The following is a 12,810-nucleotide window of genomic DNA, read 5'->3' as shown; positions in this document are numbered from 1 at the left end:
AACGGGTCAGAACGTCAGCGGACGCTGCGCGGCATCGAGGCCGCCGTCGATGAACACCACATTGCCGTGCATGTAGGCCGCTTGCGGCCCGCACAGGAAGGCGATCAGCGCGGCCACCTCCTCAGGCTGCGCACGGCGGCCCAGCGGCGGCAGGAAATCGCGGATGGCGTCTCCATAGCGGGGATCGTTCAGGCCGGCCTGCAGCAACGGCGTTTCCACCGCGCCCGGGGCCACCACATTGAGGCGCACTCCCGCCCTTCCCCACGCCGCCGCGCGTTGCCGCGCGGCTGCCGTCACCGCATGCTTGGAGCTGGCGTAGGCGATGTATCCGGCCTGGTCGCGCGTGGCTTCGGCCTGCGCAGCGGCGGCCAGCATGGCCAGCACGCCGGCCTCGTCGCCGGCGAGGTAGGCATCCCGCAGCGGGCTACCCTCCCATGACTGCAGCGTCGCCGAGTTCGACGACACCACCACCGCGCCAGGGTTCGAGCCCTGGCGCAGCGCGTCGAACAAGCCATCCAGCAACGCCACCACGCCGAAGTAGTTGACTGACGCCACCAGCGTGGCCGGATCGACATGCGGGCCCAGGCCGGCGCAGCAGACCAGCTGGTCTATGCGTCCGCCCGACCGCGACAGCACGGCATCGATCGCCGCCGCGCGGCCTGGTTCGGTGGAAAGGTCGGCGAGAATGTCGGCGTCGCGCAGGTCGACCCCGATCACGCGGCAGCCGTCGGCCAGCATGCGCCGGCGCACGGCCGCGCCCATGCCGGAGGCGGCGCCGGTAATGACCACGGTTTTCATGGTCAGTCCTCGAACACATGCCGCAGCACCGGCGGCTCGATGTTGGCCAGGTTCATCTCGACCACGCGCCGTGCCACGCTGGACGGGCGTACCTGCTCGACGTCGGTATAGAACTGCTGGTACCAGTCCCGCATCTGGTACATCGGCCCATCGCCCTCGCACAGCAGCGGGTTGTCGATGCGGATCTTGTTGTCCCAGATCGCCACGTCCTCGTAGAACGCGGCGCGGGCCTGGTCGACATAGGCTTGCGCCATGGCGCGGTTCTGTTCATCGGACAGCCCCGGGATCTTCTTCACCAGCACGCCGTAGCGCAGCACGAAGCTGTTCAGGTCGATCGGCACGTGGCAGTTCAGCAGCACCGAGTGGATCTCCTGGTCGCCCATGCGCCCGCGCATGTCGGTGATGTGGTAGGCCGGGCCGAAGTACGTGGACAGCGCCGTCAGTTGCGCGTCGCCGGAGAGCCGCGCGCTGCGCCCGATCATCAGCTGCGTGGCCTTGTGGTCTTCGAACAGGTTGGCGAAGTAGTCCACCGGCGCGCCATGGACCACGCCGAAATGCGCCATGTCGGAGATATTGTCGACCAGCTCGCGGCAGTTGGTCTGGATCACCATCTCGTCCATGGCCCAGTCGGACCACGCGTCCGAGAAGCAGGCGTCGATGCGCGGGATCGCCACTTCCGGCGGGGCCGGCCGGCCTTCGGGATCGTGCCAGATAAACAGCAGGCGGTTCTGTTCGCACGTCTCCCAGGCGCCGATCCGCGCCTTGGGCGGCACCCGCTTGCAATAGGGGATGGACTTGCAGCCGCCGTCGCCGCCCCACTGCCAGCCGTGAAACGGGCACACCAGGTTGTCGCCCTGCACGGTGCCGGTGCTGAGGTCGGCGCCCATGTGCGGACAGTGGCCGTCGATCACGCGGATGGCACCGGTCGAGTCGGCAAATGCGGCCAGCCGCCTGCCGAAGATATCCAGCGTGTGCGGCTTGCCGTCGCGGTAGCTGTCGGCCAGGCCCAGGCAATGCCAGCCGCGCGCGTAGCGGGCCTCGGGCGGGCGCGATTCGATCTTGTAGCCTTGTACGCTCATGGCGTCTGTCTCCTTGAAATCCCGTGGGACCTTCAAGATATGGGCGTACGGCCCTGCCCTCATCGTCCCATCGGACTACTGCAGCGCAACCATGCGGGTCAGCGCGGGGTCGTTGCCGGGGCCATGCACGCAGCTGACGCCGGCGGGATCGTAGATGCGCGCGACACAGCCATTGCAGCTGTCGCAGGCCGAACGCCGCAGCGTGCCGTCGCGCCAGCCGGCGACCAGCGCGGGGTCATGGATCAGCGCACGCGCCAGGGCGACGGCGTCGAAGCCCTCACCCATCAGCAGCGCCACGTTGTCGAGCGACTTGACCCCGCCGATATAGGCCAGCGGCATCCGCACCGCCTGGCGCACCACCCGGGAGGCTTCGAGGAAATACAGTTCGCGGAAGGCCAGGTCGCGCGGCGTGCGCTTTTCCAGCATGGTGATGCCCAGGCGCGCCAGCGCCGTGGGCGCGGCGGCCTTCATCTGTGCGGTCGGCATCGGGCTGCCGAACAACGCCCACGGGCTTTCCACGTTGCGCCCGCCGCTGAGGGTCAGCAGGTCCGCGCCCTCCGTCTCCAGCAGGCGCGCGGTCAGCGCCGAGTCGGCGGGCTGGTTGCCGCCCGGCACGCCGTCGCTGACGCTGAGCTTGCAGCACACCGCGAGGTCGGCGCCGACCGCATCCTTCACCTGGCGCAGCACCGCGGCCGGAAAGCGGGTCCGGTTTTCCACGCTGCCGCCGAAGCCATCGCGCCGCCGGTTGCTAAGCGGCGACAGGAACTGGTTGAGCAGGTAGCCGTGGCCCATGTGAATTTCCACCGCGTCGAAGCCGGCGTCGCGCGCCAGCCGCGCGGCCGCGGCAAACTGGCCGGCCACGCGCTCCATGTCAGGCGCGCGCATCGCGCGCTGGAAATACACGCCGTGCATCATGCCGAAGGCATTGAGGCCCGACGACGCACTGCCCGGCGCGCGGCTGCCGCCGTGGCGCATGGTGGTGAATGAGCCCGCATGGGTGATCTGCAGGCAGGCCGCCGCGCCTTCGCGATGGACCGCGTCGGTCAACACCCGCAGGTGCGGCACCTGCTCCGCGCGCAGGCTGAGCTGGTGCGCGAAGGTCAGCCCGTCGTCGGCCACGGCCGCGTAGGCCACCGTGGTCATGCCCACGCCGCCGGCGGCCATGGCGCGATGGTGCTCGACCAGCGCCCGGGTCGGCAAGCCTTGCGGGGTCATGCCTTCATTCGCGCCTGCCTTGATAAAGCGGTTGCGCAGCGTCAGCGGGCCAATGCGAAGCGGCGTGAAGGCCGGCGCGGCGGAGGTCTGGATCTCGGGCATGCAGTCTCTCCGGTTACGGCGTTCAGGCCGTGTCTGACTTCAGGGACTCCAGGCCATGCGCCACCGGCCTCGACTCGGCCGCGGTGGCAGCCCCGGCCGGCCGGGCGGCCGCGCCGCGGGCGCGGGCCCGCTCTTCCTGCTCCACGCCGAGCCATGCCGCCAGCGCCGGCAGCAGCGACACCGCGCCGAACAGGTTCACCAGGAACATGAACGCCAGCAGGATGCCCATGTCGGCCTGGAATTTGAGCGCGGCAAAGGCCCACGTGCCCACGCCGATGCACATCGTCAGCGCGGTGAACAGCGCCGCCGAGCCGCGCTGGCGCATGGCCTCGGCAAAGGCCTGCGGCAGCGCCTGCCCTTCCTCGCGGATCTGGTGCTGGATGCGCTCGTACAGGTAGATGCCATAGTCCACGCCGACACCCACGCCCAGCGTGATCACCGGCAGCGTCGACACCTTCAGCCCGATGCCGAGGCGCGCCATCAGCGCATTGCACAGCACCGACACCAGCGTCAGCGGCACGATGATGCACAGCACCGCGCGCCAAGAGCGGAACGTCAGCAGGCACAGCAGCGTGATTGCGCCGAAGATCGCCAGCAGCATCGCCACCTCGGCTTCTTCCACCGCCTCGTTGGTCGCCGCCATCACGCCGATATTGCCGCCCGCCAGGCGGAAGGCCACGTTCGGGGTCTTGTCGCTGGCCTCGAAGCGGCGGATCTCGCGGATGATGTGGGCGATGGTCGCGCCTTCGTGGTTGGCGGTGTAGATCAGCACCTGGATCGCCTGGCAGTTGGGCGTATTCATGCCGTTGTCCGGGTCGAAGGCCTTGGCGCCCTGGCTCAGGCCCGCGCTGTTGCGCGGCAGCGCCTCCCAGCGCGGATTGCCCTCGTTGTAGGCGCCGATCACCACCTTGGCCAGCGACGACACGCTGACCACCGACTGCACGCCGGACACGCCGCGCATATGCATCTCGAAGCGCTCCACCGCGCTCATGACCGGGTAGTGCAGGCAGCCATCGTCGAAGCCGGTGGGCTCGACCACCACGGTCAGCGCATCCGAGCCGATGTTGTATTGGCTGACGATGCTGGCGCTGTCGCGGTTATAGCGCGAATCCGCGCGCAGCTCCGGCGCGCCGGTGCCGACATCGCCGATCTTCAGGTTGCGCGATTCGATCGCGCCGCAGGCCAGCAGCGCCAGCGCCGCGACGAACACGCCCAGTGCCGGCGCCGGGCGCGCCAGCGCGCCGAACTTCTGCCACAGGCTGCCCTGTCCCGTTGCGTGCGCTGCGCGTGTTGCCCGCGCCAGCGCCGACGGCTCCAGCCGCGTGTACGACAGCAGGATCGGCAGGAACACCTTGTTGGTCACGATCATCAGCAGCACGCCCAGGCAGGCGGTGATGCCGAGCTCGCGCACGATATCGATCTCGATGCGCATGATCACCATGAAGCCCAGCGCATTGGTCAGCAGCGCCACGGTGCCGGGAATGAACAGCTTGCGGAAGGCCGCGCTGGCGCTGTCTAGCGGGCCATGCCCCTGCGCCACCTCCTGCTTCCACGCATTGGTCATCTGCACCGCGTGCGAGACCCCGATCGAGAAGATCAGGAACGGCACCAGGATCGACATCGGATCGACGCCGTAGCCCAGCAGCGGCAGCAGCCCCAGCAGCCAGGCCACCGGCAGCAGCGCCACCACCAGCGCCAGCGCGGTGATGCGCAGCGAACGCGTGTACAGCCACAGCAGCAGCGCCGTCACGGCAAAGGCCAGCGCGAAGAAGCCCATCACGCCGGCGATGCCGTCCTCGACATCGCCCACCAGCTTGGCGAAGCCGACGATGTTGACTTCGACATCGGTGCCGCCGAACTGCGCGCGGATCTTCTCCAACTGGCGGGCCACCGAGCCGTAGTCGATGGTCTTGCCGGTGGCCGGGTCGGTCTCGCGCAGTTCCGCGCGGATCAGCGCGGACTTCAGGTCATTGCTGACCAGCCGGCCGATCTGGCCGGAACGGGCCACGTTGCGCCGCACCTTGTCGAGCTCGTCCGGTGCGCCGGAAAAGCGCCCCGGCACCACCACGTCGCCGCGGAAGCCGGCTTCGGTAACCTCGGTGTAGCGCACGTTGGGCGTGAACAGCGAGAACACGCGCGAGCGGTCCACGCCGGGGATGAAGAACACTTCATCGGTGGCGTGGCGCAGCTTGTCCATGAAGGCGGCGTTGTAGATGTCGCCGTCACCCTTCCAGCGCAGGCTCACCAGCACGGTGTTGGCACCGGAGAAGGTGCTGGCGTACTTAGTGAACACCTGCATGTACGGGTGCTGCAGCGGGATCATCTTGTTGAAGCCGGGATCGAGCCGCAGCCGCGTGGCGGAACAGCCCAGCGCCACGGTCACGGCCAGGCACAGCCACAGCAGCATGCGGCGCCGGTGCATCAGCACGCCGGCGCAGGCGTCGACGAAACGGCCCAGGCGGCCGGAGGATTGGGGGCGGGTCATGATGGTTCTCGCGTCCGGTCGGTCGGGTTCAGGGATTGGCGGCGAGCGTGGCGCCGGCCAGGCCGCCATTGCCGCCGAGCGCCAGCGTGTCCTTGCCGGTGGCTGCCAGCGCGGCCAGGGTCTGCGGGCTGCCGGCCGGCAGCACCGAGAAGCGGCGTCCGCCGTCGGCGGACATCACCAGCACGCCGCCCTGCCCGGCCAGCACGATGCGGCCATCTGGCAGCTCGGCGCCGCCGAAGAACGAGGTCCTGAGGCCGGTGTCCGCCGCGCGCCAGGTGGTGCCGAAGTCTTCGCTGCGCAGGGCGTTGCCGCGCATGCCGTAGGCCAGCCAGGCGCCGTCGCGCAGCGGCAGCACGCCGTACAGCGAGCCTTCATAAGGGGTCTTGACCGGCTCCCACTGGCTGCCGCCGTCGCTCGAGCGCAGCACCAGCCCGGCCTCGCCGACCAGCATCAGCCGCCCCTGCCCGTCGCTGGCGATGGCGTTGAGGTGGCGGTCCTGCATGGCCTTGCCGCCGGCCTCTTCCCAGTGCCGGCCCTGGTCGCGCGACACCAGGAAACGGCCGAAGCTGCCCACCGCGAACCACGGCCCGCTGGCCTGCGCCAGCGCACCCAGCAGCGGATCCGACGATTCCGGATCGAACGCGACCTGCTGCCAGTGCGCGCCGCCGTCTTCGGTGCGCAGGATCTGGCCGCTGTGCCCGACCGCGATGCCGCGGCGGCTGTCGGCAAAGGCTACCTGCGTCAGCGTGGCGCCTTGCGGCTTGTCCACCGCTGCCGGGCGCCAGCTGCGCCCCAGGTCATCGCTGAGCAGGATCTTGCCGCGCTCGCCCACGGCCACCAGGCGCTCGCCGGCGCGGGCGATGCCGTTGACCTGCAGGCCGTCCGGGCGCAGCGCGGTGGCCGGGAACGGCGGCAGCGGACGCGGCGCGAAGGCCCATACCGCGGTGGCCAGCACGGCCAGCGACATGGCGATGCCGATCAGTCGTTTCATGATGTCTCCTCCGGGTTGGAGTGATGTTGTTTGTTTGCTCCCCTCTCCCGCTTGCGGGAGAGGGGTCGGGGGAGAGGGCAGGCGCTGGCATACCGACGCACTTCACTTCGTCGATGCTCCTGCCCTCTCCCCCGCCCCTCTCCCATAAATGGGAGAGGGGAGAAAACCCGCGGTTCTTTACAAGACGTCGAACAGCGCCGCCGCCCCCATACCGCCCCCAATACACATCGTCACCACCGCCTGCTGCACGCCGCGGCGGCGGCCTTCGATCAGCGCGTGCGCGGTCATGCGCGCGCCCGACATGCCGAACGGATGACCGATCGAGATGGCACCGCCGTTGACGTTCAGCCGCGCATCGGGGATGCCCAGCTTCTGCTGGCAATACAGCACCTGGCAGGCAAAGGCCTCGTTCAGCTCCCACAGGCCCACGTCGGCCACCGTCATGCCATGGCGCGCCAGCAGCTTGGGCACCGCGAACACGGGGCCGATGCCCATCTCGTCCGGCGCGCAGCCGGTCACCGCCATGCCGCGATAGCGCCCGAGCGGACGCAGGCCGCGGCGGCGCGCCTCGTCGGCGCTCATCAGCAGCACCGCCGCGGCGCCGTCGGACAGCTGCGAGGCATTGCCGGCGGTGATGTGCTCGCCCTCGGCCACGGCCTGGCCGCCGCGCCAGACCGGCTTGAGCGCCTCCAGGCTGGCGGCGGTGGTGTCGGGCCGGTTGCATTCGTCCTGCGCCAGCCGCACGGTCTCGTGCCCGGTCAGTGCGCCGGCCTTGTCGAACAGCGCCCGGCGCGTTTCCAGCGGCACGATCTCGTCATCGAAGGCGCCGCGCCGCTGCGCTTCCGCGGTGCGCTGCTGGCTGCGCCAGGCGTAGGCGTCCTGCTCGGCGCGGCTGATGCCGTAGCGGCGCGCCACCACCTCGGCGGTTTCGATCATCGCCATGTAGGCCGCCGGCTGGCGCGCCAGCACCGCTTCGGACTGGGCGCGATAGCTGTTCTTGTGCTTGTTCTGCGTCAGCGAGATCGACTCGGCGCCGCCGGCGACGATGATGTCGGCCTCGCCGCATTGAATCGCGCGCGCACCGGCCGCAATCGTCATCAGCCCGGAGCCGCACATGCGGTCCATGGTCATGCCCGGGACGCTGTCGGGCAGGCCCGCCGCCACCGCGCTCAGGCGGCCCAGGTTGTAGCCCTGGGTGCCCTGCTGCGCGGCCGCGCCGATCAGCACATCGTCGACCTCGGCCGGGTCCACGCCGGCGCGCTCCACCACCGCGCGCACCACGTGGCCGCCCAGCACCGGGGCTTCGGTATCGTTGAAGGCGCCACGGAAGGCCTTGCCGATGGGAGTGCGCGCGACGGCGACGATGACTGCGTCTTTCATGCTGTGGGTTCCTGTTCAGAAGTAGTAGCGGCTGATGGTCTCAGCCACGCAGGCGGGCTTGGGCTCGCCTTCGATCTCGACGGTCATGCGCACCACCGACTGCACGCCGCCATCCAGGGTCTCGGCCCGCACCACCTCGCCCACGCCGCGTACGCGCGCGCCGACGCGCACAGGCGCGGGGAAGCGCACCTTGTCGCAGCCGTAGTTGACGCCGAACTTCATGCCCTCGACGGCGACCAGTTCCGGCAGGAACTGGTTGACCAGCGCCAGCGTCAGGTAGCCATGCGCGATGCAGGCACCGTAAGGGCCCTGCGCGGCGCGCTCCGGGTCGACGTGCAGCCACTGGTGGTCGCCGGTGGCATGGGCGAACTGGTCGACCTGTTGCTGGGTGATGCGGGTCCAGGCGCTGGCGCCGAGGTGGTGGCCGACGGCGGCGTGGATGTCTTCGGCGCAGCGGAAGATTGTTGGCATGGCTGTTTCCTGGGTTTCTTTGTTTGCTCCCCTCTCCCGCTTGCGGGAGAGGGGCCGGGGGAGAGGGCAGGCGCTGGCATACCGGCGCGCGTTACTTCGTTGATGCTCCGGCCCTCTCCCCCACCCCTCTCCCGCGCGCGGGAGAGGGGAGCTTTTGCGAGGGGTGACGGCAAGCGCCAGTGCTTTCACATACCGGCTGCTTATGCCCTCTGACTGCTCACCGGCAGCACTTCCCCCGTCATATACGACGCATAGTCACTAGCCAGAAACACCATCACATTGGCCACCTCCCACACCTCCGCCGCGCGCCCGAAGGCCTCGCGCTCGCTCAGCTGCCGAAGCAAATCCGCCGGCGCCGACTTCTTCAGGAAGTCGTGCAGCGCAATGCTCGGCGCCACCGCGTTGATGCGCACGCCAAACTCGGCGGCCTCCATCGCGCTGCAGCGCGTCAGCGCCATCACCCCGGCCTTGGCCGCGGCGTAGTGCGACTGCTCCTTCTGTGCCCGCCAGCCCAGCACCGAGGCGTTGTTGACGATGGCGCCGCGGCGGCGCGCCTGCATGTGCGGCAGCATCGCGCGCGTCATGCGGAAGGTGCCGGTGAGGGAAATATCGATCACGCGCGACCACTCGGCATCGTCCATATCAACTAGGCGGCACGAGCCGCCCAGGCCGGCGTTGTTGATCAGCACGTCGGTGCCGCCGAGTGCTTCTTCCGCGGCAGCCACGAGTGCGCGCACCTGCGCTTCGTCGGACACATCGCACAGCTGGCCGTGGATGGCCTGCAGGCCGGTTTCGGCGCGCAGGCGTTCGACCGCCTCGTCCAGCCGCTTGGGATGAATATCGGAGATCATCAGCGCGCGGCAGCCCTCCTCCGCGCAGCGGCGCGCGGCGGCGAAGCCGATGCCGGCGCCGGCGGCGGCGGTGATCAGCACGCTCTTGCCGGCGAGCAGTTGATGGCCCGGCACATAGGCCGGCGCGGCGGGAATGTCGTTCTGCAGGGTCATGGCTGTCCTCGGGCCTCGCGCGGCATGCCCAGCCCGCGTTCGGCGATGATGTTGAGCTGGATTTCGTTGGTGCCGGCGTAGATGGTGTCGGCGCGCGAGAACAGCGCCATCTGCTGCAGCCGGGTGCGGCGCGTGTCGGCGGGATCCAAGACGTTGGCGAGCGGGCCCAGCACGTCCAGTGCCAGCTGCCCCAGGTCGCGGTGCCAGTTGGACCAGTAGTACTTGTAGATCAGTGCCTCGCGCTGCAAGGCGGTGCCGCCGTCCTGGCCCGCCTGCGCCGCGCCGGCCAGCATGCGCAGCGCGTTGGCGCGCATCACGCGCAGGCCGGCCCAGGCACGCGCGATGCGCTGGCGCACCAGCGCGTCGCGGTGGCTGCCGTTGTCGCGCGCGGCCTGCGCGACCCATTCCAGCTCGTGCGTGAACTGCATTTGCTGGCCGAGCGTGGAGATGCCGCGCTCGAAGCCGAGCAGCGCCATGGCGATGCGCCAGCCGTCGCCGGGCTCGCCCAGCACGTCGACGGCCGCGGCGCGCGCGCCGTCGAAGAACACCTCGTTGAATTCGGCGCCGCCGCCCATCTGCCGGATCGGGCGGATCTCGATGCCGGGCTGGTCCAGCGGCAGCATCAGGAAGATCAGGCCCTTGCTGCCGCGCGAGCCGGGCTCGCAGCGCGCCAGCACGAAGATCCAGTCGGATTCATGCGCGAGCGAGGTCCAGACCTTCTGCCCGCTGACCAGCCAGTCGCCGCTGGCGGCATCGCGCACCGCGCGCGTGCGCACGTTGGCCAGGTCCGAGCCCGCGCCGGGTTCCGAATAGCCCTGGCACCAGAACGTGGTGCCGTTGCGGATGCCGGGCAGCAGCCGCGCCTTCTGGTCCTCGGTGCCGAACGCGATCAGCGTCGGGCCGATCAGCCCCTCGCCGATATGCCCCATGCGGCCCGGGCCGCCGGCGCGCGCGTATTCCTCGTGGAAGATCACCTGCTGCATCACCGGCAGGTCGCGCCCGCCATGCGCGCGTGGCCAGCCCAGCCCGGTCCAGCCGCCTTCGGCCAGCCGCCGCTCCCAGGCCTTGCGCAGCTCGGGATAGGCTTCTTCATCGCCCGGCCCGCCACGGTGTTTCAGGCATTCGAATTCGCCGGCCAGGTTCCCGGCCAGCCAAGCCGCCACCTCGGCGCGGAATGCCGACTCTTCATTTGCTTTCATGCTGTCCTCCATGCCTGCGGGCCGTTGTCGGCAATGTAGGCAAGCGCGACGCCGGCGCCGCCCAGCCACTGGCCGGCCGCCTGCGCACGCTTGAAATAGAGCTGGGGGTCGTACTCCCAGGTAAAGCCGACCCCGCCATGCAGCTGGATGGCTTCCTGTGCGCAGAAGCGCAGGGCATCGTCCGCAGCGACGGCCGCGGCGCAGATCTCGAGCCGCGCTTCGGCGACAACCGCCGCCTCCCACGCCTGCGCCGCGCCATACACGGCGGAGCGCGCCGCTTCGACCACCACCATCATCTGCGCGCAGCGGTGCTTGACCGCCTGGAACGAGCCGATGGCGCGGCCGAACTGGATGCGCTCCGCTGCATAGCCAACGGTCAGGTCCAGGCATTGCTGGGCCGCGCCGAGCTGCTCGGCGGCCAGCATCAGCTTGCCGTGCCACCACGCCTGGGCCAGCCCCTGCACTGCGGCGTCCCCGCGCGCCAGGCAGGCGCTGGCGGGAACGGCCAGACCGTCGAGCCGCAGCGACGCCAGCGGCCGCGTGCGGTCGAGCGTGTCCAGCGGCGCCAGCGCGAAGCGGGCATCCTGCGCGAGCGCGGCGGGCTCCAGCAGGAACAGCGCCGGTTCGCCATCGTCGAGCCGCGCCGGCACCAGCAGCCAGTCAGCGCCAGCGGCATCGGCGACCTGCGCGGCGCTGCCGTGCAAGACGAAGCCATTCGCGTTGACCTGCGCAGCGATGCGGACGCCGTCGTAGTGCCAGCCACCGTCATCCGGCAACACCGCCGCGGCGTGGCACTCGCCCGCGGCCAGCCGCTCCAGCCACGGTCCACTGTGGCCGACGCTGCCCTGCAACCACGGCGCCGCCACGCATGCCGTCGACCAGAACGGCACGCACGCCAGCCGCTGGCCCAGTTGCTCCTGCAGCAGCACCAGCCCGGGCGCACCGAGCCCGGCGCCGCCGACGGCTTCAGGCAGCGCGATGCCGCACCAGCCGAGCTCGCCCGCAATCGCTTGCCACAGGGCATGGTCGTGAGCCGGACCCGCCTCGGTCACGCGCCGCACCGCCGCCGAATCGCTGTGCGCGGCGAGGTAGTCGCGCGCGCTGTCGCGGACCATCTGGTGTTCGACGCCGAATTCGACGGAATTGGAGGATTCCATGGCCGTCGCGCTCAGCTGCCGTACACCGCCTGGGGCGGCTGCGCCTGCGCCAGCAGCCCTGCCACCGCCGCCCCCACTTCGGCCGGTTGCCAGCGCCCGCCCTTGTCGGCCTTCGGCCCGGTGCGCCAGCCGTCTGCCACCGACACCATGCCGCCGGCCGCCTCGAACATGCGGCCGTTGACTTGCGCGGAATCCGCGCTGCCCAGCCACACCACCAGCGGCGCAACGTTGGCCGGGTCGTAGTAGTCGAAGCCGCCTTCCGGCGCCTTCATCATGTCGGCGAACACATCTTCGGTCATGCCGGTGCGAGCAGCCGGCGCCAGCGCATTGGCGGTGATGCCGTAGCGGCCCAGCTCCGCGGCCTGCACCAGCGTCAGCGCGGCAATGCCGGCCTTGGCGGCGGCGTAGTTGGACTGCCCCACCGAGCCTTGCAGTCCCGCGCCGGAGCTGGTGTTGATGATGCGCGCGTCGACCGCGCGGCCGGCCTTGGCGGCATCGCGCCAGCGCCGGGCCAGCAGGTTGGCCAGGCAGAAGTGGCCGCGCAGGTGCACGCGCATCACGTCGTCCCAGTCCGACTCGGTCAGGCTGACGAACATGCGGTCGCGGCAGATGCCGGCATTGTTGACAAGCACGTGGACTTCGCCATAGGCATCGACCGCGGCATCGACGATGCGCTGCGCGGTGACCAGCGTGGTGATGTCGTCATCGCTGGCCAGCGCACTGCCGCCGGCGGCGCGGATCTCCACGCAGACGGCCTCGGCCGCGTCGCGCCGGATGTCGTTGACGACCACGTTGGCGCCCTCTGCGCCGAAGGCCAGCGCATAGGCGCGGCCCAGCCCGCCGCCGGCGCCGGTGATGATGACGGTGCGTCCGTCGCAGATACCCATATCCCTACTCCTTGCGATCACGCAAAAATGGCGACCGTCATT

General features: G+C 70.1%; 11 protein-coding genes. All 11 read right to left on the bottom strand.

The window, feature by feature from the left end:
• Positions 1–6 precede the first annotated feature (6 nt).
• The gene (locus RALTA_RS18230; RefSeq protein WP_012355362.1) at positions 7–798 is read right to left on the bottom strand and encodes an SDR family oxidoreductase; all 792 of its coding nucleotides are present in this window, start codon (positions 796–798) and stop codon (positions 7–9) included.
• 2 nt (positions 799–800) lie between these two features.
• Positions 801–1,877 carry a Rieske 2Fe-2S domain-containing protein gene (locus RALTA_RS18225; protein ID WP_012355361.1) on the bottom strand — a complete coding sequence of 359 codons (1,077 nt, stop codon included), beginning with the start codon at positions 1,875–1,877 and terminating at the stop codon, positions 801–803.
• Between the two features lie 75 nt (positions 1,878–1,952).
• Positions 1,953–3,194, bottom strand: coding sequence for an NADH:flavin oxidoreductase (locus RALTA_RS18220; RefSeq protein ID WP_012355360.1), 1,242 nt, complete (start codon positions 3,192–3,194; stop codon positions 1,953–1,955).
• A 22-nt stretch (positions 3,195–3,216) separates the two neighbouring features.
• Positions 3,217–5,679: an efflux RND transporter permease subunit gene (locus RALTA_RS18215; RefSeq protein ID WP_012355359.1), complete on the bottom strand. Its 2,463-nt coding sequence runs from the start codon at positions 5,677–5,679 to the stop codon at positions 3,217–3,219.
• A gap of 28 nt (positions 5,680–5,707) precedes the next feature.
• Positions 5,708–6,670, bottom strand: coding sequence for a WD40/YVTN/BNR-like repeat-containing protein (locus tag RALTA_RS18210; RefSeq protein ID WP_012355358.1), 963 nt, complete (start codon positions 6,668–6,670; stop codon positions 5,708–5,710).
• A gap of 177 nt (positions 6,671–6,847) precedes the next feature.
• Complete coding sequence (locus tag RALTA_RS18205; protein WP_012355357.1) at positions 6,848–8,050, bottom strand: acetyl-CoA C-acyltransferase; 1,203 nt, start codon at positions 8,048–8,050, stop codon at positions 6,848–6,850.
• Positions 8,051–8,065: 15 nt separating this feature from the next.
• The gene (locus RALTA_RS18200; protein ID WP_012355356.1) at positions 8,066–8,521 is read right to left on the bottom strand and encodes a MaoC family dehydratase; all 456 of its coding nucleotides are present in this window, start codon (positions 8,519–8,521) and stop codon (positions 8,066–8,068) included.
• Between the two features lie 200 nt (positions 8,522–8,721).
• Entirely contained in the window at positions 8,722–9,525 is an 804-nt protein-coding gene (locus tag RALTA_RS18195) for an SDR family oxidoreductase (RefSeq protein ID WP_012355355.1), read from the bottom strand.
• On the bottom strand, positions 9,522–10,724 hold the full coding sequence (locus RALTA_RS18190; protein WP_012355354.1) for an acyl-CoA dehydrogenase family protein: 1,203 nt from the start codon (positions 10,722–10,724) through the stop codon (positions 9,522–9,524). The genes RALTA_RS18195 and RALTA_RS18190 overlap by 4 nt, the downstream gene beginning before the upstream one ends.
• Entirely contained in the window at positions 10,721–11,881 is a 1,161-nt protein-coding gene (locus tag RALTA_RS18185; RefSeq protein WP_012355353.1) for an acyl-CoA dehydrogenase family protein, read from the bottom strand. The genes RALTA_RS18190 and RALTA_RS18185 overlap by 4 nt, the downstream gene beginning before the upstream one ends.
• A gap of 11 nt (positions 11,882–11,892) precedes the next feature.
• On the bottom strand, positions 11,893–12,768 hold the full coding sequence (locus RALTA_RS18180; RefSeq protein ID WP_012355352.1) for an SDR family oxidoreductase: 876 nt from the start codon (positions 12,766–12,768) through the stop codon (positions 11,893–11,895).
• Positions 12,769–12,810: the final 42 nt, after the last annotated feature.

The sequence above is a fragment of the Cupriavidus taiwanensis LMG 19424 genome (assembly GCF_000069785.1).
Taxonomy (GTDB): domain Bacteria; phylum Pseudomonadota; class Gammaproteobacteria; order Burkholderiales; family Burkholderiaceae; genus Cupriavidus; species Cupriavidus taiwanensis.
The sequence above is the reverse complement of the archived record's forward strand: the minus strand, read 5'-3'. Positions and strand labels throughout refer to the sequence as shown.